Here is a 20,632-nt window from a genome sequence, read left to right on the forward strand (position 1 = left end):
GCTGCTTTAGGCAATCTCAACACTGTCCGGTTAAGAAAGCTGAATGTCCGTTCGTTTCCCACGCCGCCTGAAGCTGTCGCGCGCGGCGGCCGTCATCGCGCTGTTCGCCTCGGCCGCGGGCGTTTCCGGCTGCGCGCAGATCGGCGACACCGTGCCGTCGGCATTCGCCGATCCCGCCAAGTACGAGCTTTATGATTGCAAGCAGCTCGAGAACGAGCGCAGCAATCTCAAGACCCGCGCGGCGGATCAGGAAAAATTGATGGCCAAGGCGGAGACCGGCGTCGGCGGTACTGTCGTCTCCGAGATGGTCTATCGCAACGAGCTGATCTCGATCCACTCCCAGCAGAAGCTGGCGGATGAGGCCTGGCGCAAGGGCAAGTGCCATGAAAGCCCGCCGGACACGCCTGCGGCCGCTGCCCCCGCTACCCCCACGCCGGCGGCGAAGGGCCCGCGCGCGCCACGGGGCCTCGTCCACTAAGCCGGCGTTTCCAGACGGGTCGGTCGTGATTGGCCGAGCTCAGGCGCGCCAGTCGTAAATCCAGTCCTGCCGCGCCAGCATGCGCTCCGGACCGATGGCGCGGATCGCCAGATCGCGCGCGATCGCCGCGGGCCCACGCAAATGATAGATGCGGCCCTGCTGTCGCGCCAGGCGCTGCACTTTCAGCACGCGCCCGCGCCGCACCCGTGCGTAGCGCTTCAACGCGGCGGGAATGCCCGCGGTGTTTTCCCCGGTGCTGTCGCTCAAGGCCTTGGCGAGCACGGCCGCATCCTCGATCGCCATGCCGGCGCCTTGGGCGGCAAACGGCAGCATCGCATGCGCGGCATCGCCGAGCAGCGTCACCGCGCCTTCGCTCCAGCGGCCGATGTCGGGCAGGGTGAACAGCGCCCATTTGCGCCAGCCGTCGACCGCGCCGATCAGCATCCGCGCTGTAGTGGGCCAGCGCGCGGTGGCGAATGCAGCCTTGATCTCGTCGATGTCGCCGGGCTCGCTCCAGCCCGGCCGGTTCCAGGTGCCCGATACGATCGCGACCACGTTGATCTGGCGTCCGGCCGAGATGGGATAGGCGACGAGATGCGCGTCCGGTCCCATCCAGAGCTGCACGCGCGGTGCGGTGTATTCACGCGGCAGGGCGGTGGCGTCCAGCGTGCCGCGCCAGGCGATCAGGCCGGAGAATTGCGGCTGCACATCCGGAAACAAATGCCCGCGCACCGACGACCAGATGCCGTCGGCGCCGATCAGCGCGACGGCCAATTCCTCCTGCCGTGAATTGCCGCGGCGTTGGACGACGGTGAGGCCTCGCGCATGCTTGGTCACATCCTCGAACTGGCAGCCGAGCCGCAGATCGATATCGGGATGGTCGCTCGCGGCGGCCTGCAGCGCGGCCTGCAAGTCGGCGCGGTGGATTACCCAATAGGGTGCGCCGGCGCGGAACTCGGCGGCCTGGCCAAGCGGCATCCGTGCGATCTCGCCACCGGCCCGCGCGCTCAGGATGTTGACGGATTCAGGCGTGACCGCGCGCCGCGCAAGCGGTTCCTTGAGCCCGAGCTCGACCAGGATGCGGCTGGCATTGGGAGAGAGCTGGATGCCGGCGCCGGCTTCCTCGAGCCGTTCGGCCTTCTCCAGCACGACGACGCGAAAGCCCTGTGCCGCCAGTGTCAGCGACGCCGTCAGTCCTCCGATCCCGGCGCCTGCAACGATGACGGTTCGCGTCAGCGCCACGGAGCGGTCAGGCGACCTTGTCTTTCAGCACGCATTCCGGCGGCCGCGCTTCGCCGGCCGCGAGGTCGGATGCGAAGCGATAAAGCGTCGAGCAGTACGGGCAGATAATCTCGTTGTCATTGCCGAGGTCGAGGAACACGTGCGGATGGTCGAACGGCGGGTTGGCGCCGACGCACATGAACTCCTGCGATCCGATTTCGATCACCGAGACACCGGCATCGTTATGGAAGTGCGGGACGACGTGGTCGGACATATTCTCACCTTGATGGCAACGATGGGCAGACGCAATCAACAGCATGCGGCATCGCGAAATGCCGCGCACCATACTGGCGGGAACAGTTGATTCCTAGAGCCCCGATGGCTCATTTGCTCATGCAAATTCGACACAATCTTGTCGTCCCAGAGAAGCCCTCCTTTGGTCGGAGCCGTTGTGTCGCAAAAACGGCACACTATCTCCAAGGCGAATAAAACTAGAGGTTTTATCGGGATGAATCGGGTGCGCGTCAGCTTGGCGGTGGTCGGCGTGGCAGCAAGTGCTGCCGTGGGCGCGGCTATTTGGCCGCACGCCCGTGACGCCGGCACCGTGCTGGCGGCGCGGGACGATCCCGCTGCGCTCGCCGACATCAGGCTCAATTCCGTGCTGCGCAACAACCCGGCGTTGATCTCGGACAATATCGAGGCGGCGCTGGCCTCCGGCGATGCCGACCTTGCGGCCAGCTTTGTCGAACTCGCCGGCGAGAAGAACATCGCGCTCAGTGATGACCTCACCAAGCGCGTCGATGACGCGCGCGCCGAGCAATCATCCAGCATGCATTTCGCCAAGGGCTTCGCCACGGGCTTGGTGACCGGCAATGCCGACGATGTCGCAAGCCTGTCCGGCACGGTCGCCGGCGACCTGTTCGTATTCGGCGATGTCAGGGATGTCGTGCGCGAGGGCAAGCACCTCGTGATGGGCGAGGACACCGACCAGCTGGTGCTCGGCCTCGCGGCCGCCGGGCTCGCGGTGACCGCGGCCACCTATGTGTCGGTCGGCGGCGCCGGGCCGCTGCGCGCCGGGCTGACGCTGGTCAAGGATACGCGCAAGGCCGGACGGCTGAGCGAGGGGATGATCGAATGGGCCGGACGCTCGACCCGCGAGGTCGTCAATCAGCCGGCGCTGCGCGAGGCGGTCGTATCCGGCTCGGTGCTGCGGCCGATGGAAACCGCAACCGCGATCCGCGCGGCCTTCCGCGCCGAGAAGGCCGGCGCGCTGGTGCGCGTCGCCAAGGACGTCGGGCGCATCGGCGAGGCGGCCGGGGTTCGCGCTGCGCGGGATACGCTGAAGGTCGCCGAGAATCCGAGGGAGATCGCGCGGGCGGCGCGGATCGCCGAGGTCAAGGGCGGCCAGACCCGCGCGATCCTGAAGCTGCTCGGCCGCGGCGCGCTGCTGCTGGCGGCCGGCGCATTCAATCTCACCATGTGGCTGTTCGGCGCGCTGCTGGCGCTGTTCGGCTTCCTGTCGTCGATCAAGGCCACCACCGAACGGGCCACCGCCTGGTGGCTCAGACGAAGCAAGGTGCTGCGCCTGAAGCGGCAGATGGCCGCTCAGGCTACCTTGGCGAGTATGCCCGCCCAGGGTTAGGCTTGCGGTCGCCTGTCGATCGCCAATCGCAAATCCCAAGAACAAACGGAATGGATGATGCCGAGTTTCCATCACGGCGATGTTGAAATTGCCTTTATCGACGAAGGCGCGGGCGAACCGATCGTGCTGGTGCACGGCTTTGCCTCGAGCAAGAACGTCAACTGGATCTACCCGACCTGGGTGTCCGATCTCGTCAAGGCCGGCCGTCGGGTGATCGCGCTCGACAATCGCGGCCACGGCGAATCCGCCAAGCTCTACGATGCCGCGCAGTACGAGATCGCGACCATGGCCGGCGACGTGATCGCGCTGATGGACCATCTCGGAACCGCGCGCGCCGACATCATGGGCTATTCGCTGGGCTCGCGGATGACCGCGATCCTGGCGCGAGAGAATCCCGATCGGGTGCGCTCGGCGATCCTTGGCGGGATCGGCATCGGACTGATCGAGGGCGGCGGCCCCGGCGAGGCGGTCGCGCTGGCGCTGGAGGCGCCGTCGCTCGACGATGTCACCGACCCGGTCGGCCGTACCTTCCGCGCCTTTGCCGATCAGACCCGCTCCGACCGCCGCGCGCTCGCCGCCTGCCTGCGCGGCTCGCGCCGCCTGATGACGCGCGAGGAGGCGGCCGGCATCCGCGTGCCGGTTTTGATCGCGGTCGGCAGCAAGGACGAGATAGCGGGCTCGGCGTCAGCGCTCGGCCGGATCATTCCGGGTTCGGAGGTGCTCGACATTCCGAACCGCGATCACATGCGGGCGGTCGGCGACAAGGTCTACAAGACCGGGGTCACCGACTTCCTGTCGCGGCGAAAATAGATCGTCGGCTTCATCCCTGGCGAAGGCGCGCGCGGCCGCGATCAGCACCACGAAGGTCGCGACCCACACCATGCGCGCGCCGTAGCGGTCGTGCGGTCCCGAGATCACGCCGCAGACAAAGGCATTGCCGAGCAAGGCGAGCGTGACCGTGCCCGCCAGCAACGTCAGATCGTCGAGCCGCCGCTGCCACAGTCCGCGGCCGAACAGGATGACGACCAGGAGCATCGAGCCCAGCGCGACCGGCACGTGGATGCGGTTGATCGCGGTGAAGTCGAGATGCCAGCGTTGCTGCCGCGCCGCGCGCATCGGCCGGACCTGTTTGGGAATGTAGCGCTCGATGATGCCGTAGGTATGCGGGATCCAGCCATTGGTGCCTTCACCGGTCGCGACGTGCATGAGCTGGTCGGCGGTTGCCGTCAGCGCCGCCTTTGCCTGCCATTCCGGATATTCGGCCAGCGAGCGCAGCACGATGGTGCCCATCTCGTCATTCAGTCCCTTGAAGCGGCCGAGCGTGTTGAACATGCTGTGGCCCCACAGGAAGTCGTCCGCGGTCGGCGGCAACTCGTTGCGATAGGGGCAGAGCTTCAGCTTCTCCGTCGCGCAATGATCGTGCAGGTATTGCGCGACGATGCCATCCTGCAGCATGCGGCCGAAGGCGACGCCATAGCCGCCGGGCGTCCAGGCCAGCTGTCCGGACAGCGCAAAGTTCGCCGCCAGCAGCATCGCCGCGCCGGCGACGGTGGTCAGGCTGCCTTGTACCAGGCCCGCGACCGGAATGCGGCGGCCGAGCCACGGACGCAGCATCCAGCCGACGCAGCACAGGCCGAGCAGCACCGCCAGCGTCGCGCTGTGCGTGGCGGCCGAGAACGCGATGAACCCGAACAGCACCGCCTTCTCCAGCGTCGAGATCCGTTCGCCGTGCAGGACGAGGATGAAGAGCGCGAGCACCGAAAGGCCGGCGAAGATGTCGGTCAGCAGCATGCTGGCCAGCCAGGGCAAAGCGGTGGTTGCGATCAGCGCGAGGCTGATCGCGATCAGCCGGACCGGCCGGGCGAGGCCGAGCACGCGCAGCGTCAGCTGCAGGATCCACAGCGTCGCCAGGGTCTGGATGCCGAGGTTGAGCCAGAAATCCGATGTCTCGCCGACATGGAGGTAGATGCCGAATACCGTGGACCGGCTCGGCACCAGGTAGCCCTCATACCAGCGCGCCAGATAGCCGCCGGTATCCCATTGGAGCAGCGGATAGCCGTTCCAGAAGGCAGGGGCGAGCAGCAGGAGGGGGATGGCAATGGTCGCGATCCAGACCGACCGTGCATCGGTCAGGCGGGCACCTAAACTCCGGGTATTGATGATGTTTCCCCCTTTTATTGGGGCCGACCATGCCCAAAACCACACGGGGGACGAAATCCGCCAATAGTTGCAGAAGCACGGCTTGATTTCGGCAAAATCCCGACCAATTCCCCTAGACGCCGGCCCGGGGGTGTTCGGCTGGGGTTTACCGTACTGAGCCATCCCGGGACGCGCTGGGTCCATCGTGCTATAACGCACATCAGAACAACCGAATTGCGAGAGCAGCTATGGCAGTTCATCAGGTCAATCCGCAGGGAGGCAAGCTTGCGGCGCTCGATCCGATCTGGGATCGAATCCGCGGGGAGGCGGAGGACATCCTGCGGCGGGAGCCGGAACTCGCATCCTTCATCTATGCGACCGTGCTGCATCATGAGCGGCTGGAAGATTCGGTGGTCCATCGCATTGCCGAGCGGCTCGATCACGCCGCGCTGTCGGGCGACTTGATCCGCCAGACCTATGGCGAGGCACTGCGCGATGAGCCCGATATCGGCAACGCGTTCCGCGCCGATCTCGTCGCCGTCTATGACCGCGATCCGGCGACCTCGCGCTTCATCGATCCCTTGCTCTACTTCAAGGGCTTTCACGCGCTGCAGACCCACCGTCTCGCGCACTGGCTCTATCAGAAGGGCCGCAAGGATTTTGCCTTCTACCTGCAGAGCCGCTCCTCGGCCGTGTTCCAGACCGACATCAACCCGGCCGCCAGGATCGGCCGCGGCATCTTCCTCGATCATGCCACCGGTTTCGTCTGCGGCGAGACGGCGGTCATCGAGGACGATGTCTCGATCCTGCATGGCGTCACGCTCGGCGGCACCGGCAAGGAGAACGAGGATCGCCATCCGAAGATCCGCCACGGCGTGCTGATCGGCGCCGGCGCCAAGATCCTCGGCAATATCGAGATCGGTCATTGCGCGCGCATCGCGGCCGGCTCGGTCGTGGTCAAGCCGGTGCCGCACAACGTCACGGTCGCGGGCGTGCCGGCGAAAATCGTCGGCGAGGCCGGCTGTGCCGAGCCGTCGCGTACCATGGACCAGATGCTCAGCGCGATCGGGCTTTGATTTCACTCGCTTTCTGATCGCGGCGAAAAAGCGCCCAAGCAAGAGTCGTGTGCGCAACATCACGTCGCCAAAGCCTGAAAAGGCTCTGGCGATCTTTGCCGTCTCGTCCTAAAACTCCCCCGAAAATCATCGACCCGATTGGAGACGGCCGTGGACGTTCAGGAAGTCAGGAAGCTCGACGCGTATCTCAAACGCGTGTTCAGCAATCCCAAGATCCGCGTGGTGCCGCGGCCCAAGAAGGACGACTCGGCCGAGGTCTATATCGGCGAGGAGTTCATCGGCGTGTTGTTCGTCGACGACGAGGACGATGATCGCTCGTTCCAGTTCCAGATGGCGATCCTGGAAGAGGATCTGGCCGAGTAAGGCGGAACAGCCTCGCCTTCACACGTCGTTACGACGAACTCGCGACAAAATTGCAGAGCGATTTTGCGCTGGAGCGACCGTCCTTCGCGGACACGTCGCTCCGCTTGCAATGACTGTGTCATCCCTTCGCGCTGTGCATCTGCGCGGAGAGACGGTTCATCGCGGTGGCGATGTCGCGCCACTGCGCGAGCCAGCTGCGCGGAAAGCGAAAGATCAGGTCGGCGCCGTCGATGCGCCGCTCACTCAGGCACATGCCGGGCGTCGAGGTGTCGCGCGTGCAGCGCGCGGTCAGCTGCGGCTCGCTCGCGGTGAACAGGTCCTCGCCGCCATAGGGCGTGCCGTCGCGGAACGCGCGCGCCGTCAGGCCGTCATCAATGTTTGCGCGCTCGTCGAGATAGCGCGGATAGATCGTGCGCAGGCGCATGTCCGGCGCGAGTGAATCGTGGTGCGCCGCGATCGATACGAAGATCCTGTCGATCGGCTGCACCTTGTCATCGACCGTATCGGCGCTGTAGTGCTTCGGAGCGGCGGGCGCGTCCAGCGACGGATAGAGGAAGCTCAAATCGACGCGCTCCTGCGGCCCGGAGTGGCGCTGGATCTTCATGCGCACCGCCATCGTCGGCACGTTGAACAGCGTGCCGCCGACGCTCACCGGCAGCCGCGACGGATCGCTCGGCGGGATGGTCGTGTAGGTCGGCCACAGCAGATAGGCGACAAGCGCGACCGCGCCCGCCGCGATCACCGCCGAGGCGATGATCGGAACGAGATGCGCGCGCGGGTTGCGGCGGGTGTCGCGGGCGAGATGTTGGGCGGTCGAGAGAAGCGTCATGAGCGAGGCTGAGATCAGGTCGGGAGTGGCCGAATCATCTGCCGAATATGCCACGTAGCGGGGAATTTCCGTACGATTCCAATGGAATCCGGGACCGAATGGCCATGCGCAAACGCCGCGCCTAATGTGTCCGGTTAACCTTTCCTTAAGGATGATGTGGCGGCAGGCTGCCAATTCTGCGAAGCAGGGCGGGTGGCCTGTTGCGTAGCGGAAGTTCCGATGTCGCCCGATACCTTGAATTCCCTGTTCTCGCTCTTGATCGGTTTCGCGCTCGCGGGCGCGCTGGCCAACGGTTACCAGGCGATGGCGGAGCGCCCGGCCGGTTTCGGTCTGCTGCAGGAGGGCGCGGCGCCGAAGACCTTCGCCGCGGTCCCGTTCCTCGTCTTCGCCGCACCGTTCATCATCATGCGCAACACGCTGCGCGGGGCGCGCATCGAGCGCCGCCGCTTCGAATTCGTGATGATGGCAACCGTCATCTCCGGCTTCTGGAGCCTGATGTCGGGCACCTTCTTCGTGATGACGCTGCGCGCTGCGGGCGTGCTGGCCTGATCCGATCATGATCCGCGGCCGATCACGGTCGCGCTTGCTTGAAACCATGTCGGCCGTCGTGCCAAGGTCTCCTGCGATCAGGGCTTCGGTTCTGATTGAATCAGAAACCGAAGCTCTGGATTTTCGTTTCGACGCGTTTCCTTCACGCGAACCGGTGTCCACTTCGCTCGAAAACGCTCCAGGGAGACCTCAATGGCGATCTACGAACTCGACGGGCAGGCGCCCGATCTTCCCGCCGACGGCAGCTACTTCATCGCCGACAATGCCGTTGTAATCGGCAAGGTCCGCCTCAAGTCCGCCGCGAGCGTCTGGTTCGGCGCCGTGCTGCGCGGCGACAATGAGTGGATCGAGATCGGCGAGGGCTCCAACGTCCAGGACAATTCCACCCTGCACGTCGATCCCGGTTTTCCCCTCAGCATCGGCAACAACGTCACCATCGGGCACAATGCGATCGTGCACGGCTGCACGCTGGAAGACGGCGTGCTGATCGGGATGGGATCGATCGTGATGAACGGCGCGCGGATCCGGCGCGGCAGCGTGGTCGGTGCCGGCTCCGTCATCACCGAGGGCAAGGAGTTTCCGGAAAATTCCCTGATCATCGGTGCGCCCGCGCGTGTGGTGCGTACGCTTGACGCTGCGCAGGCCGAGGCGTTGTCGCGGCCGGCGAAGTCCTACGCGATCAGGGGTCCGCAATACAAAGCGGGACTGAAGAAGATCGGCTGAGGCCTCAGCGCTTGCGGCCGCGCTTGCGCGCGGCGTTCGCTGCCGTGGTGCGAGGCTTCGCTGCGTCTTGCGGTCTCGTTGCCTCCTGAACTCTTGCGCTCTTGCGCAGTGCATCCTTCAGGTCAATCGGAATGCCGTGCTTCTTGAGCAGGTCGGCGAAAGCTTCGTCGGCGAGCTCCTGCCAGGTCGCCATCCGGTCGCGCCCCAGCTGTTTCAGCTTGTCGAAAGTGTCGTCGTCAAACTCGATCAGCTTGCGCAAATTGCATTGCTCCCAAACTGTATTGCTCCAACGCCTGCGGGAACCGGCCTTTTGCGGACTCGTTGACGTCCGCAAGGGAGAATTGCCATGCGCAAATTATCTGTCACCACCGCGCTCGCGACAATCGCGATTGTGCTGACGCCCGCGGTTACCGTCGCCCAAGGTACCGGGAGCGGCGCCGGGACCGGCAGCCCTTCGTCAGCCAGCCCGACATCGCCGCAAGCCACGTCGCCGCCGGCCGGGACCAACAGCGCCGGGACCGCGCAATCCTCCGGCGGCCCCAATACCGGCAGAGGCGTTACCACCGGATCGGCAACGACGACCGAGAGCGTCGACAAGGCCATCGCCGACAAGAACGAAAAAGTCGAGCGCCGTACGAAAGGCATCTGCCGCGGCTGTTAACTTCTGACGGCCGTGCTTTGATGAACGCGGGTCGCGCAGATGTGAGCGCGACATAGGCGCGCGGTAGAAGCCGCGGTCCTAGATTGAGCTAGCATACGCAGGACGCGGCGGAGGAGGCTTGAAAACAAAGCCTTTGAAAAGAGGAGTAACGGGTAATGTTGCGTAAAACGATGATTGCCTTGCTGGCGACGGCCTCGGTCGGTCTGTTCACCGTCGATGCTGCGTCGGCACGCGGTGGCTTCGGTGGCGGCGGCTTTCATGGTGGTGGCGGCTTCCGCGGCGGCGGATTTGGCGGCTTCCACGGCGGCGGCGCTGCATTCCGGGCGATGGGCGGAGGCGGTGGCTTCCGGTCGGCTGCGATCGGCGGCGGCGGTTGGGCCGGCCGCGGCTGGCACGGTGGAGGCTGGCGTGGTGGCGGCTGGAACGGTGGCTACTATCGGCGCGGCTGGGGCGGCGGCTGGGGCTATCCGCTCGCGGCGGCAGCGGTCGGCTTCGGGCTGGGCTATGGCGCCTACGATTACTATGACGGCTACTATGGCAATCCATACTACGCGGGCTACGGCTATGACGACGGCTACGGCTACGGTTACGGCGGTTGTTACGTCGTGCGCCGCGGCGTGATGACACCGTATGGCTGGCGCGTTCGGCCGGTGCAGGTTTGCAATTGAGCCATTCGCTCATGCATGGCCGGTCCATTCGCTCGCCATGCTGATGGTCTTGCAATGATCGGCGCGGCCGGCGTTTCGATGCCCGGCCGCCGCGTTCTCTGTCGCGCACTAGTGTGCTGAATGCGAAGTTCGTGCGATTTCGCGGCAACCACTTTCACGAACTTCGCATTCATAAAGCACACTAGAATCATAAGTTTGCTAGTGTCCTTATCGAATCCGAAGTTCGCTCCGAAGGTGCGGCAAATGATGCGAACTTCGGATTCGGGACACTGGTATGCAGCTTGCACCGCCTTGCAGAAGTCCGTGCGTGAGCGCGCCGCGAAAACAGATGGCCCGGCCGCGATTGAAGCCGGGCCCAGAGGACATCAAAGATGCTGACCATTCCGGACCTGACATTGCTGCTCATGGTGGTTGTTGCGAGCCTTGCCGTTGCGCTGATCTACATGCTGCGCGAGCTCGAGCCGAAGCTTGCGCGGCTGCGACTGCGAGGTGGTCGCGTCTCGCGCGATCGCACCGAATAGGGCGGCAATTCCGTTCGCCGCGGCTTTGGCCGCGGTGACGCTGCGCATCCAGAGTTGTCAGCCGAGCACGCCGTATTTCTTCAGGCGGTCTGCATCTTTCGCGCGGCGAGGGCCGCCTTCGGGATCTCGAGCCGGAGCTTTCCTGCCGGGCGGTCGCGAGCGGGATTCAAGGACCCCAAAAAACAAGGCCGTCGACGTAGTATACCGTCAACGACCTTGCCAGCCCCGGATATTGAAATCGGCTCACGCCATCCGGTCATTCGAAGATGACTCGGATTCGAAGGCCGATATGTGAACCAGTTTACAAAGTCAGGATTAATTCACGGTAACGGGCACTCATGATCGGCCGCCGCCGGCAGCCCTCGAGCGCGAAAGTTCCCGTTAGATGATGATCTTGCTCGGGATTTGGCGCATTTTTATGGCTGGTCACCTGGGTGGGCGGGGTCTGCGGGGGCGTCAACCGCGCGACCTGTGGCGCTTCCGGTTGGCGCTACGGGTGGCCTTCGAGCGCTTGCGGGGCGCGGGCTCGGCGGCCGGCTCGTTGGCCTGCGCACTCGCCAGCGACTGGCGCAAACCCTCGACCTGTTCGGTCAGCGCGGCGACCTGGTCGGAGAGCCTCTTGGCATCGGCCGCCTGCAAGGCGAGCTGCTTGCGCATGGTCTGCAGCTGGTCCTGCACCTCCTGCAGCTGGTCGATGGATTCCTGCTGGGTCGCCTCCATGCCCTTGGTCTTTTCCACCAGGGCCTCGGAGACCTGCGCGGTCCGCGCCTGCAACTGCCGCGCGGCGACCATGCGGTCGGTCTCCGGCACGTTGCCGGTGTAGGCGCGCCACAGCGCGATCGAGCCGATCCCGAACAGCACGAGCACCAGCGCCACGGCGCCGATCGCAATCGGCTGCACGCCAATCAGGCTGCTGGCTTGTGAATTCCGGGGGGCAAGTTCGACCATGCGACCAACAACCGGACATCAATTGAAAGGTTCGAAATAGCACAAACCCCGGCGCGGGCAAAACCGGGGGGGTGTGTAGACCACTGCGGCAGCAGCGAAATTTGTATCATATGTTAGTTTTCGGCCGTGCTGCCCGGCCTGCTCGAGGCACGATCGGCCTCTGGCCGACCCGAACTCAACCTCCCCGAATTCAGCCTCTGGGCGCGATCAGGCCGACCCGCATGTCCTTTGCCAGATAGACGCAAGCGCCGTCTGCGAGCACCCGGCCGTCGGCGATGCCCAGCACCAGCCGGCCGCGCCTGGCCTGGCGTATGTCGACCTCATAGCGCACCAGCCTGACATCCGGCGTGATGTGCCCCCTGAACTTGACCTCGCCGACCCCGAGCGCGCGGCCCTTGCCGGGCGAGCCCGACCAGCCGAGCCAGAAACCGATGATCTGCCACATGGCGTCGAGGCCGAGGCATCCGGGCATCACGGGGTCGGCGGCAAAGTGACAGGCGAAGAACCAGTGGTCCGGCGCAATCTCGAGTTCGCCGGCGACGTGGCCCTTGCCGAACGCGCCGCCGTCCAGGCTGATCTCGGTAATGTGGTCCATCATCAGCATCGGCGGTGCCGGCAGCTGCGCATTGCCCGGGCCGAAATAGCCGCCTTCGCTCGAGCGCAGCAGATCGTGCTTGCTGTAGGACGATTGCGGTGCGTGAAAATCGTGCGGATTGAACAAGATGGCCATCGATGTTTGGGTTCTGGGTGAAGCTTAGCTGCGGCTGCGCCGCGTGGCTCCTGGCCGCGCGGACAGGGGTTTGGCAGGCAAGCGCAGCGCGGCGGCCATGAAGGCCCAGATGTCGCCGGTCAGCCTTGCCGGATCAGGCCGTCTTTCGCTCATGAGCGCGCCGATCAGCGCCTGGCGGATGCCGCCGATCATCAGCGCAATGGTGAGGTGAGGGTCGATGCCGCCGGGCACGATCCCGTCGCGCTGGGCCGCCTCGAGCATGCGGGCGCCGGCTGCAAGCTGCCGGCCGGTGAAGGCGGTCTCGACATCGAGCACCTCGGGCGCGGGGCTGAGCGGTCCGATCACGAGGGGCGCAAACGGGTGGTCATAGTGAAAGGCGACATAGGCGCCGATCCGCTCCTTCTCCCGGTCCGCCCAGTCCGTGGCGGACAGCTTGGCACCGCCGAACGCCGCTGCATCAAGTTGTTCATAGAAGCCTTCGACCACGGCGGCGATCAGGCCCGCCTTCGATCCGAAGTGGTGGTAGGCGAGCCCGACCGAGACCTGCGCCCGCCTTGCGACGGCCTGCATCTCGAGGTGCCCATGGCCCTCGATGAGCTCGGCCTGCGCTGCCGAGAGCAATCGTTCCCGTGTCCCGAGGCTCGCCGCGTCCATCGTGGGCCCTTCGCTGAATTGAATTCAATTCAATCGCTCCGATGCTAGGATGTCAAGCCGCCGACGCGGATGACAAAGCGAGCCGGTGAAAGGATGCGATGGCGTTTGCGATCAAGACCGAGATCCGAAATGCGCGGGCGAAGGTGTTCACCTTCACCGCGCAGAAGACCATGTATGGCGGCAAGCACATCGCGGCCGATGACATCGTGTTCGTGTTCGCGAGCGAGAACGAGGGCGGCAACGGCCTGATCGCCCGCGCGATCGTCGCGTCGGCCGACGCGACACCGCGCAAGGTCGGCATCATCAGGCAGACGCCGCGCGTCAGCATCACGGTCAGACGCACCGCATCCGCGGCGCGGCTGCTCGGGCGCGACCAACTCAGGCGCTTCAAGGATTGGGGCGACGGCCGGCCCGAGACCGAACTGAATTTCAAATTCTATCGCCAGGCCACCAACAAGATCGTCGGCATCTCAGACGAGACCGCGGCGTTTCTCGAGCGGTTCTTCTAGTGTCCCGAATCCGAAGTTCGCATCATTTGCCGCACCTTCGGAGCGAACTTCGGATTCGATAAGGACACTAGCAAACTTATGATTCTAGTGTGCTTTATGAATGCGAAGTTCGTGAAAGTGGCTGCCGCGAAATCGCACGAACTTCGCATTCAGCACACTAGGCGTCGGTCGACGCCGCTCAAAAAAGGTGCGGCCACCCTTTGGGGGAAGGGTGGCCGCGCGCGAACCGGTCTGGGACGGGGAGGGGTGGGGATGTGACCGGGTCGCGAACTCGAAATTTCCTGTTCTGCTCAGCGCGAGCTTGCCGTTGCAACTGCCGGGCGGTTGTCACCGAGCGAGACCCACACATTGGGATCGCCCTGCGACTGCCGCTTGACGAAGCGGTAGCCAGTGTCGGTCCAGGCGACGATGCTCTCGTTCTGGTTATCGAGCACGAACTCGCCCTTGTCGGTCTTCACCGTCAGCACCGCGTGGCCTTCGCCCTTCTTGTCGCGGACCACCGTGATCAACAGCGCCTCGCGGGGCCAGCCGGCGTCCATCAGCATCTTGCGCTTCAGGAGCACGTAGTCCTCGCAGTCGCCGTAACCGTCGGATGGCAACGACCATTTCTCGATCACGCCCCAATGATCCATGTCGGTCATCGGCTTGATGGATTCGTTGACCCACTTGTTGACCCGTACGAGGTCCCGCCAAGCGGTCTGCGACAACACGATGTCGCGTGGTTGCGTCGCGCCGCCGCGGCATTCGCCCGGATTGTCGGCACAGAATTCGACCCAGCCGATCGGCGAACGCGCAACGTCACCCAGGCTGGCGTAGACCACGTCGCCGGCCTTGGCCGACACGCACGTCGCAAACAGAATGGCGGCAACCGCCAAACCTTTCCCCTGTCCCCTGAACCCAAACATCGTGGCCCCCGTTCTTCTTGTTGGGACCACGTTTCGCACAAAGCTTTTGCGCCGCCGCTAAGTACGCAAAGTAGATTTGACGCGAATACTGGTAAAACCTGCGGCGAATTCGAACTGTACTTGAATCGAATTCGCGTAAAATTTGAAACAACTGCAATTGATTCAAATTTTATGCATTAACGCCGCGCGCGCTGCGCCAGCGCGGTTTGTTGCGCCAAACGCTGCGGCCGTTAACCGCCGATTTTCACCGGGCCAAACGCGCCGACGGCGGCCACCGGTGCACCGGTGGCCGCCTTCGCGGGCAAAAAAAGCGGTTTTGAGCGGTTTTTCGCTTTACCTCGCGGTAACGCTCTCTTCGAGCGTTTCCGCCGATTGCTCGTGGACGAACTCGAGCGCGAAGCCTTCCTCGAGATTTCGCACCACGCGGGACTGTACCCGCCCGAGCATCACGAGCGATTTCAGCGGCGGGCGGTTCTCGGCAGCAATCGCAGCACCGGACAAGGAAAGGTCGATGATGCGGCAGGTCATCCGCGTGCCGTCTTCCTGGGTCAGCAGGGCGATCGGGTTGCGCGGCACGATACGGTCGTGGCGGCGATCCTCGGGCAGATTGAGGATGTCGCGGTTGGCGAGCCAGGTCAGCTGCGCGGCGAGCTTGTCGCGCTTGCGCGCGGTGGCGCCGATCGTCATCGCAAAGCCGTTGTCGATGATGCGGGTGATGCGTCCCTCGACCCGGCCGATATGGTCGAGATAGGCGATCACACGGTCGCCGACATTGCCGATGCCCGGCGCCAGCAAAGCGAGGCCGCCCGGCGACATGTTGATAATCTGGCAGGGAAACTCGCGCCGGTCGGGCAGCATGTAGCGGCCGAGCAGGTGCACCTTGACGCGCTGGAAGCGCCGCCGCTCCTCGGCTACGGGGACGACGGTAGTTTTCTTCTGTGCAAACGACATCACGACAAACCCGGCCACCGTCCATTCGGAGCCCCGACGACCCTAAGGCTGATAGGGTTAACGGGGCGTTACGGTTGAGGCAGGGAACTCGCACACGGTGCAAGAGAAGTGTGAGTGGAAGGGGCAGGGCCGCACATCAGGTTCGCCGAACCACCGCGACATGACCTGAGCGGCTTCATCGATGTGGGGGGCGGTGTCGGCGGCCCATGCGACGAAGCCGTCGGGGCGTACGAGCACGGCATTAAGGCCCAGCCGATCCCGCGCGTCGCTTGCGACATAGCCGATCCGCCCATGCCAGCGATCGGCAAGCGTTTGCAGGGGCGCGCGCCGATCAAAGTCCAGCAGCAGGCCGCGACCATCTCTGAGCAGCTCGCCGAGCTTAGCCCCGCAAACGAACTCGAAGTCGGGGGCGCTGCGGCCCGCCAGCGGATGGTTGCTGCCAAGATCGTAGCGCAGCGTAACGCCCCACACGCGCTCGGCAAAGTAGGTCGCGCCGTCTGATGTCGCGATCAGGTCGCGGATGATGGCTTCGAGCGCGCGCGAACTTCGGCTTGGCCGCATCAGCGCGACCTGGGCGCGCGACCAGTCCAGCACCTGCGCGCCCAGCGGATGCCGCTCACGCGAGTAGCTGTCGAGCAGGTCCACCGGTGTGTCGCCGCGGATCGTGGCCGCGAGCTTCCAGCCGAGGTTCATCGCATCGCCAAGCCCGAGATTGAGCCCCTGGCCGCCGAGCGGAGAATGAATGTGCGCGGCATCGCCCGCGAGCAGCACGCGCCCCTTGCGGTAATCCGTCGCCTGGCAGGCGCGATCGGTCCAGGTGGTGGCAAGCCGGAGCGCCGTCAACGTGACGTCTGTGCCGGAGACGCGGCGCAGCACCGCCTGCACGTGCTCGCGCGTGATCGGCCGGGTTCGGTGGAAGGCGCCGCCGTCGAACTCCACCATCGCGATCGTGCCGGGCCGTGCGTAGGTATACATGCCCGTCGGCGTGTAGTGACGGCCGGTGCGGAGCTTGTCCGGATCTGATATATCGACCTCGACCGAATAGCCGGTGAACTCGGGATCGGTGCCGACGAATTCAAAGCCGCCGGCCTTGCGCACCATGCTGCGGCCGCCGTCACAGCCGACCAGCCAGCGTCCGTGGAACGTCTCGGCACCGTCGCGAACGATCACGCCATCATCCGATTGTTCGAACGCCTCGACGCCTGTGCCGCGCCTGATCTCAACCCCCATCGCGGTTGCGCGCGCGGCGAGGGCGGATTCGAGCGCCTCCATCTCGACCGCCATGCTGGTGCCTGCCGGGCTCGGCAGACGAAACAGCCACTTCGACGTGTCGAGATCATCGTGAAAGAACTGGATGCCGGCAAAATGGCCGGCCGGGCGGCGCGGCTGTTGCATCCAATGCGCGCCATTCGATGCGCTGCTGCCCGAGCCATCCTTTGCGTGCTGTCGTGCCGCGATGTCATCCAGCATCCCGCGACGATAGAACGCCTCGATGCTGGGCGCCGAAAGGCCGCGCATCCCGAAGGGGAGCCGTTTCAGCGGCGAATGCGGGTCGGCGGCCTGCTCCAGCACCAGCACCGAGCACCCTGCGAGCCGCAGCTCGCAGGCAAGCAGCAGGCCGACCGGGCCGGCACCGGCAATCACGACATCATGGGGAAGGGGGCGGCTGGCGTGCATGAACTGCTCCTTTGTCGGTGTTCGACCGGAGCGGTTCGTCGGGTTGAGAACCACACGGACGAACATTGGGCGCCTGGATGGCGTCCGGTGTTCGTCGTGGGGATCTCATGCATGAGGCAGAAGACCAGAGCTTTCGTTCTCGAAAGGACTTCGATCCGAAAGGACTTGGGCTTACCAAACCAAGTCTGCCTTTTCCGACGCGGCGTATATAGCTGCGTGGCGTTCGATCCGCAACGGAAGATGCGCGGCTGCGGATTACTGGAACAATGCGCGGCCGCGATGTCGCGGCGCGACTGCATCGGCGTTGCCTGGTTCGTCGACGCGGCGCGCGCCCGGGCGGGGCGCAAGATTGTCCGGCGTCTTGATGTTGCTCGCGAGTCCTGCGGCTTCGAATGCCTTGATCAACCACCAGCCGAGGTCGATCTGACCCGGCAGCAGCCCGAGCTTCGCGGAGCCGGGATAGGCGTGGTGATTGTTGTGCCAGCTTTCGCCCATGCTGATCAGGCCCGCGATGCCGACATTGTAGCCCTGGGCCGCGACGCCTTCGATGATCCAGGTCTGTCCGCCCTTGCGATGCGAGTAATGACCGATCAGCCAGTGACCGGTGACGCAGACGGCGACGCGGACGCAGATGCCCCAGACCAGCCAGCTCCACGAGCCGATCGCGAGGAACAGGATCGCCCAGGGCAATTGCTGCCACATCCAGGTTCGCTCGACGAAGGCGTAGAAGGGGTCATCGGCGAGCCGCCGTTCGAGCCGGAATTCGGGCGGGTGTTTCAGCACCAGCGTGCAGTGCAGTTGCCACCACGCGTCGCGCCAGAAACCGGCGCGGTGGCAGGAGTAGTCGTGGCACGCCGTCTGGCGCTGCGCCCAGTCGCGGAAATCGTGCAGCCGCACCATGCCGTAGGGGCCGGCCATCCCGACCAGCGTGCCGAGATAGACGCAGAGCCGCTCCAGCCACAGCGGACAGTCGAAGCTCGCATGGATCAGGCGGCGGTGCATGCCGACCGAATGCCCGAAGCACAGCGTGATCGCGCTGGTGACGATGAATAATGCGAACGCGCTCCACGTGAACAGCAGCGGCCCGAGGATGATCGCGACCGCGGTCATGCTGCCAAGCCACAGCGATTTCGCCGGCGCCCATCGCACGCGCCCGTCCAGTGGATCGGTGCTGGCGTCCACGAAGATTCGCTCCGAGCCGGGTTGCGGCTTCATTCCGTCACCTGAGGTTGCATCGCAGGTTGCGGTGAAGCGATCGTCGCTGTCAATCGGCCGCGCACGTCCGTCATGTCGCAGCCCGTATTGGCGTCTGCGGCGGCTTCAGCCGGGTGGCGGCACCCGGCGGATCCGGGGTGTGCGGAAGCGGCGCGGTGAGGTTATTTGGCCTCGGCGTCCATTTCCGGTTCGACACCCGTTTCCGGTTCGACTGCCGCCGCTGGTGGTTCAACAGCCACGGCTTTCAGCACCTTTCGCTTCGCCGCGCGGACCTCAATCTGCAGCGGCGGCTGATAGGATCCGCTTGGCGGCACGAAGACGAAGGCATGGTGTCCATCGCCCTTGTTGAGCTTGAGAAGATCGTTGCGGAACTGATCGGCGACGACCTCGCCAACGAGGTTGCCGTTGAAGTAGATATCGATCGCGACCCTCTTGTCGGGGTGTTGGTTGTACAGCGCCCAGCCGGAAATCCTTTTTTCGTTGATGACGTCGACATGGCCGATGATCTCGCCATACAGGCTCTCGATGCCCGCCTCGATCACCTCGAGGTCGCTCCTGTAGATCGATCTCGTCACATCGAAGCTGAAATTCGCCGTATCGACGCATTGGTCGAGCAAGCCCTGTCGATGCTCCTTCATCCGTTGCAGCGTGTCCAGTTCGCCCAACTTGACGTACATGCCGACGATGCCTTCGATACCAGGATTCATGGTGTCGTTCCCCGCAATGCTACCAGCCAATTCGCCCTCGGCTGCTTTCACAATCGATGCCTCCTTGCGGAAATTACTCCGCCAGGACTAGAAGCGCCTCGTTCCGCCAAGGTCTGTCATGAAGACCTTCATGACAGGCCTTCATGACATCCCAATCGTCCTGACCTAAAGTCGGCTCGGCCGAACCCGGCCCAACGACAAGGACAGGGAGAGCGAACCGATGGAGCAGATCCGCGTCTGCACGCATGATGGACCTGGAGCCAAGCCGGTAATACGGACAGTGCCATGGCCGGAAATCGGCAAAAAGGCGGCCTTGATCAAGGTGGGCGCCTGTGGCGTTTGCGGAACCGATCTGCACATCCTGAAGGGACATTGGCCGAAGCCGTTGCCGTGGCCGTTCACGCTCGGCCACGAGCTCGGCGGCGTGATCGTGGAATGCGGCGCGGAGTTCACCGAGGATTTCATGAGCAAGCCGCTGCAGGTGGGATCGAAGGTGATGATCCCGCCCTTGATGCCGTGCGGCCGCTGCTACTACTGCATCCATTATCCCCAGAGCGCCAACAAGTGCCTGACGCCGGTCTATTACGGCCGCTATCTTGGCTTCGACAAGGCGCCGCACATGTGGGGCGGCTGGGCTGAATATGTCTATGTCGATCTCGACATGCTGCCCGGCACCAAGATCTACAAATTGCCTGACGACATGTCGCTGCGGCTCGGTGCGCTTTCCGAGCCTCTGACCTCTTGCATCCGCGCCTTCAACCGCGCCACCCGCGCCGGCGGTTTCAGCTGGGGCGACACGGTGGTGATCCAGGGCTCGGGGCCGATCGGTATCCTCGCGGTCGCCGCCGCGCAGGAAATGGGCGCGGGGCGCGTGATCTGCGTCGGCGCGCCGGAGGCGCCGCGCCTTGCGCTGGCGCGCAAGTTCGGCGCCGAGGCGACTGTCGATATCGAGCAGCTCAAGACGCCGGAGCAGCGCATCAAGGCGGTGCGTGACATCGTCGGCGGTTTCGGCGCCGACCTCGTCATGGACTGCTCGGGCCATCCGACCGCCGGCCCCGAGGGCATCGAGATGCTGCGCGACGGCGGCACCTATGTCGAGATGGGGCAGTTCACCGATGCCGGCTCGATCAACACCTCGTGGCACCGCATCTGCACCAAGGATCTCAACGTGCTCGGCTCCTGGGGCTTTACCGGCAACGACCTGCCGCTCGGCGTCGACATGCTCTACCGCACGCGCAACAAATATCCCTGGCTCGACATGCAGACGATCTATCCGTTCACCGAGGATGGCGTCGCCCGCGCGGTTGCCGACGCAATGGCGATGAAGACGGTGAAGTCGACCATCGTGCCGTGGCCGGAACTGGTCGGGTGAATCAGATGGCGGATGTTGCAAATCCTGCTGCAGTGCTCCCAAGGATTTGTGTCCATGGTGCGGCCGATTGGGCCCTGATATCGCTCGCCGGGAC

General features: G+C 64.6%; 24 protein-coding genes and 1 pseudogene. 12 read left to right on the forward strand and 13 right to left on the reverse strand.

The features are described from left to right. Positions 1-43: 43 nt before the first annotated feature. Entirely contained in the window at positions 44-478 is a 435-nt protein-coding gene (locus tag ACVIYL_RS27685; protein WP_456780307.1) for a twin-arginine translocation pathway signal, read from the forward strand. Between the two features lie 39 nt (positions 479-517). Here ACVIYL_RS27685 and ACVIYL_RS27690 read toward each other — a convergent pair whose 3' ends face one another. Together ACVIYL_RS27690 and ACVIYL_RS27695 are read right to left on the reverse strand one after the other, a co-directional pair. Beyond that, positions 518-1,720 carry an FAD-dependent monooxygenase gene (locus ACVIYL_RS27690; protein ID WP_456780308.1) on the reverse strand — a complete coding sequence of 401 codons (1,203 nt, stop codon included), beginning with the start codon at positions 1,718-1,720 and terminating at the stop codon, positions 518-520. Positions 1,721-1,727: 7 nt separating this feature from the next. Continuing rightward, positions 1,728-1,973: a zinc-finger domain-containing protein gene (locus ACVIYL_RS27695; RefSeq protein WP_018272338.1), complete on the reverse strand. Its 246-nt coding sequence runs from the start codon at positions 1,971-1,973 to the stop codon at positions 1,728-1,730. Between the two features lie 234 nt (positions 1,974-2,207). On the opposite strand from ACVIYL_RS27695, the gene ACVIYL_RS27700 reads away from it, so the two are divergent. Next, on the forward strand, positions 2,208-3,341 hold the full coding sequence (locus ACVIYL_RS27700) for a hypothetical protein (protein ID WP_456780309.1): 1,134 nt from the start codon (positions 2,208-2,210) through the stop codon (positions 3,339-3,341). Between the two features lie 57 nt (positions 3,342-3,398). Beyond that, entirely contained in the window at positions 3,399-4,151 is a 753-nt protein-coding gene (locus ACVIYL_RS27705; RefSeq protein ID WP_456780310.1) for an alpha/beta fold hydrolase, read from the forward strand. A gap of 3 nt (positions 4,152-4,154) precedes the next feature. On the opposite strand, the pseudogene ACVIYL_RS27710 reads toward ACVIYL_RS27705, so the two are convergent. Continuing rightward, positions 4,155-5,546, reverse strand: a pseudogene (locus ACVIYL_RS27710) (hypothetical protein); the annotation flags it as partial. Between the two features lie 182 nt (positions 5,547-5,728). Here ACVIYL_RS27710 and cysE point away from each other — a divergent pair. Together cysE and ACVIYL_RS27720 are read left to right on the forward strand one after the other, a co-directional pair. Then, complete coding sequence (cysE, locus tag ACVIYL_RS27715) at positions 5,729-6,556, forward strand: serine O-acetyltransferase (protein WP_092089661.1); 828 nt, start codon at positions 5,729-5,731, stop codon at positions 6,554-6,556. A gap of 150 nt (positions 6,557-6,706) precedes the next feature. Then, positions 6,707-6,919, forward strand: a complete 213-nt coding sequence (locus ACVIYL_RS27720; RefSeq protein ID WP_021077729.1) for a DUF3126 family protein — start codon at positions 6,707-6,709, stop codon at positions 6,917-6,919. Positions 6,920-7,037: 118 nt separating this feature from the next. On the opposite strand, the gene ACVIYL_RS27725 is transcribed toward ACVIYL_RS27720, so the two are convergent. Next, entirely contained in the window at positions 7,038-7,748 is a 711-nt protein-coding gene (locus ACVIYL_RS27725) for a hypothetical protein (protein ID WP_168856765.1), read from the reverse strand. Between the two features lie 219 nt (positions 7,749-7,967). Here ACVIYL_RS27725 and ACVIYL_RS27730 point away from each other — a divergent pair, with 219 nt between their 5' ends. Then, the gene (locus ACVIYL_RS27730; protein ID WP_028336117.1) at positions 7,968-8,297 is read left to right on the forward strand and encodes a DUF6949 family protein; all 330 of its coding nucleotides are present in this window, start codon (positions 7,968-7,970) and stop codon (positions 8,295-8,297) included. Between the two features lie 192 nt (positions 8,298-8,489). Next, on the forward strand, positions 8,490-9,020 hold the full coding sequence (locus tag ACVIYL_RS27735; protein ID WP_028336118.1) for a gamma carbonic anhydrase family protein: 531 nt from the start codon (positions 8,490-8,492) through the stop codon (positions 9,018-9,020). A gap of 4 nt (positions 9,021-9,024) precedes the next feature. Here the strand turns inward: ACVIYL_RS27735 and ACVIYL_RS27740 are convergent, their stop codons facing one another. Beyond that, entirely contained in the window at positions 9,025-9,279 is a 255-nt protein-coding gene (locus tag ACVIYL_RS27740; RefSeq protein ID WP_456780311.1) for a hypothetical protein, read from the reverse strand. Between the two features lie 87 nt (positions 9,280-9,366). Here ACVIYL_RS27740 and ACVIYL_RS27745 point away from each other — a divergent pair, with 87 nt between their 5' ends. The 3 genes from ACVIYL_RS27745 (at position 9,367) to ACVIYL_RS27755 (ending at position 10,870) form a co-directional block, all read left to right on the forward strand. After that, positions 9,367-9,681: a hypothetical protein gene (locus ACVIYL_RS27745; protein WP_456780312.1), complete on the forward strand. Its 315-nt coding sequence runs from the start codon at positions 9,367-9,369 to the stop codon at positions 9,679-9,681. A gap of 155 nt (positions 9,682-9,836) precedes the next feature. After that, positions 9,837-10,349 carry a hypothetical protein gene (locus tag ACVIYL_RS27750; protein WP_456780313.1) on the forward strand — a complete coding sequence of 171 codons (513 nt, stop codon included), beginning with the start codon at positions 9,837-9,839 and terminating at the stop codon, positions 10,347-10,349. A gap of 371 nt (positions 10,350-10,720) precedes the next feature. Beyond that, complete coding sequence (locus ACVIYL_RS27755; protein WP_253608020.1) at positions 10,721-10,870, forward strand: hypothetical protein; 150 nt, start codon at positions 10,721-10,723, stop codon at positions 10,868-10,870. Between the two features lie 456 nt (positions 10,871-11,326). On the opposite strand, the gene ACVIYL_RS27760 is transcribed toward ACVIYL_RS27755, so the two are convergent. From ACVIYL_RS27760 to ACVIYL_RS27770, 3 genes are all read right to left on the reverse strand, one after another. Then, positions 11,327-11,818 carry a hypothetical protein gene (locus ACVIYL_RS27760; protein WP_076830140.1) on the reverse strand — a complete coding sequence of 164 codons (492 nt, stop codon included), beginning with the start codon at positions 11,816-11,818 and terminating at the stop codon, positions 11,327-11,329. Positions 11,819-12,008: 190 nt separating this feature from the next. Then, on the reverse strand, positions 12,009-12,539 hold the full coding sequence (fabA, locus tag ACVIYL_RS27765; RefSeq protein WP_456781899.1) for a bifunctional 3-hydroxydecanoyl-ACP dehydratase/trans-2-decenoyl-ACP isomerase: 531 nt from the start codon (positions 12,537-12,539) through the stop codon (positions 12,009-12,011). A 33-nt stretch (positions 12,540-12,572) separates the two neighbouring features. Next, positions 12,573-13,202, reverse strand: a complete 630-nt coding sequence (locus ACVIYL_RS27770; protein WP_253608021.1) for a TetR/AcrR family transcriptional regulator — start codon at positions 13,200-13,202, stop codon at positions 12,573-12,575. Positions 13,203-13,300: 98 nt separating this feature from the next. Between ACVIYL_RS27770 and ACVIYL_RS27775 the strand changes: the two genes are divergently transcribed. Further along, complete coding sequence (locus ACVIYL_RS27775; protein WP_456780314.1) at positions 13,301-13,711, forward strand: hypothetical protein; 411 nt, start codon at positions 13,301-13,303, stop codon at positions 13,709-13,711. Between the two features lie 290 nt (positions 13,712-14,001). Here ACVIYL_RS27775 and ACVIYL_RS27780 read toward each other — a convergent pair whose 3' ends face one another. From ACVIYL_RS27780 to ACVIYL_RS27800, 5 genes are all read right to left on the reverse strand, one after another. After that, a complete protein-coding gene (locus ACVIYL_RS27780; protein ID WP_026192955.1) occupies positions 14,002-14,616 on the reverse strand; it encodes a transglutaminase-like cysteine peptidase in 615 nt (204 codons plus the stop codon). Between the two features lie 333 nt (positions 14,617-14,949). After that, positions 14,950-15,567, reverse strand: a complete 618-nt coding sequence (locus tag ACVIYL_RS27785; RefSeq protein ID WP_028342942.1) for a PilZ domain-containing protein — start codon at positions 15,565-15,567, stop codon at positions 14,950-14,952. Positions 15,568-15,624: 57 nt separating this feature from the next. Beyond that, positions 15,625-17,244 carry an FAD-dependent monooxygenase gene (locus tag ACVIYL_RS27790; RefSeq protein ID WP_456780315.1) on the reverse strand — a complete coding sequence of 540 codons (1,620 nt, stop codon included), beginning with the start codon at positions 17,242-17,244 and terminating at the stop codon, positions 15,625-15,627. A gap of 255 nt (positions 17,245-17,499) precedes the next feature. Next, the gene (locus ACVIYL_RS27795; RefSeq protein WP_225160270.1) at positions 17,500-18,459 is read right to left on the reverse strand and encodes an acyl-CoA desaturase; all 960 of its coding nucleotides are present in this window, start codon (positions 18,457-18,459) and stop codon (positions 17,500-17,502) included. 161 nt (positions 18,460-18,620) lie between these two features. Further along, a complete protein-coding gene (locus ACVIYL_RS27800; RefSeq protein ID WP_456780316.1) occupies positions 18,621-19,217 on the reverse strand; it encodes a hypothetical protein in 597 nt (198 codons plus the stop codon). 169 nt (positions 19,218-19,386) lie between these two features. Here ACVIYL_RS27800 and ACVIYL_RS27805 point away from each other — a divergent pair, with 169 nt between their 5' ends. Beyond that, positions 19,387-20,538, forward strand: coding sequence for a zinc-binding dehydrogenase (locus tag ACVIYL_RS27805; RefSeq protein WP_253608026.1), 1,152 nt, complete (start codon positions 19,387-19,389; stop codon positions 20,536-20,538). Positions 20,539-20,632 lie beyond the last annotated feature (94 nt).

The sequence above is a fragment of the Bradyrhizobium sp. USDA 3315 genome (assembly GCF_054056795.1).

Excerpts from the sequence above, each read along its gene's own strand:
- ACVIYL_RS27685 (WP_456780307.1), top strand. The coding sequence starts at position 44 with ATGTCCGTTCGTTTCCCACGCCGCCTGAAGCTGTCGCGCGCGGCGGCC.
- ACVIYL_RS27735 (WP_028336118.1), top strand. The coding sequence starts at position 8,490 with ATGGCGATCTACGAACTCGACGGGCAGGCGCCCGATCTTCCCGCCGAC.
- ACVIYL_RS27795 (WP_225160270.1), bottom strand. The coding sequence starts at position 18,459 with ATGAAGCCGCAACCCGGCTCGGAGCGAATCTTCGTGGACGCCAGCACC.
- ACVIYL_RS27755 (WP_253608020.1), top strand. The coding sequence starts at position 10,721 with ATGCTGACCATTCCGGACCTGACATTGCTGCTCATGGTGGTTGTTGCG.
- ACVIYL_RS27775 (WP_456780314.1), top strand. The coding sequence starts at position 13,301 with ATGGCGTTTGCGATCAAGACCGAGATCCGAAATGCGCGGGCGAAGGTG.
- ACVIYL_RS27745 (WP_456780312.1), top strand. The coding sequence starts at position 9,367 with ATGCGCAAATTATCTGTCACCACCGCGCTCGCGACAATCGCGATTGTG.
- ACVIYL_RS27730 (WP_028336117.1), top strand. The coding sequence starts at position 7,968 with ATGTCGCCCGATACCTTGAATTCCCTGTTCTCGCTCTTGATCGGTTTC.
- ACVIYL_RS27785 (WP_028342942.1), bottom strand. The coding sequence starts at position 15,567 with ATGTCGTTTGCACAGAAGAAAACTACCGTCGTCCCCGTAGCCGAGGAG.
- ACVIYL_RS27705 (WP_456780310.1), top strand. The coding sequence starts at position 3,399 with ATGCCGAGTTTCCATCACGGCGATGTTGAAATTGCCTTTATCGACGAA.
- ACVIYL_RS27805 (WP_253608026.1), top strand. The coding sequence starts at position 19,387 with ATGGAGCAGATCCGCGTCTGCACGCATGATGGACCTGGAGCCAAGCCG.
- ACVIYL_RS27790 (WP_456780315.1), bottom strand. The coding sequence starts at position 17,244 with ATGCACGCCAGCCGCCCCCTTCCCCATGATGTCGTGATTGCCGGTGCC.
- ACVIYL_RS27750 (WP_456780313.1), top strand. The coding sequence starts at position 9,837 with ATGTTGCGTAAAACGATGATTGCCTTGCTGGCGACGGCCTCGGTCGGT.
- ACVIYL_RS27770 (WP_253608021.1), bottom strand. The coding sequence starts at position 13,202 with ATGGACGCGGCGAGCCTCGGGACACGGGAACGATTGCTCTCGGCAGCG.
- ACVIYL_RS27695 (WP_018272338.1), bottom strand. The coding sequence starts at position 1,973 with ATGTCCGACCACGTCGTCCCGCACTTCCATAACGATGCCGGTGTCTCG.
- ACVIYL_RS27700 (WP_456780309.1), top strand. The coding sequence starts at position 2,208 with ATGAATCGGGTGCGCGTCAGCTTGGCGGTGGTCGGCGTGGCAGCAAGT.
- cysE (WP_092089661.1), top strand. The coding sequence starts at position 5,729 with ATGGCAGTTCATCAGGTCAATCCGCAGGGAGGCAAGCTTGCGGCGCTC.
- ACVIYL_RS27725 (WP_168856765.1), bottom strand. The coding sequence starts at position 7,748 with ATGACGCTTCTCTCGACCGCCCAACATCTCGCCCGCGACACCCGCCGC.
- ACVIYL_RS27780 (WP_026192955.1), bottom strand. The coding sequence starts at position 14,616 with ATGTTTGGGTTCAGGGGACAGGGGAAAGGTTTGGCGGTTGCCGCCATT.
- ACVIYL_RS27760 (WP_076830140.1), bottom strand. The coding sequence starts at position 11,818 with ATGGTCGAACTTGCCCCCCGGAATTCACAAGCCAGCAGCCTGATTGGC.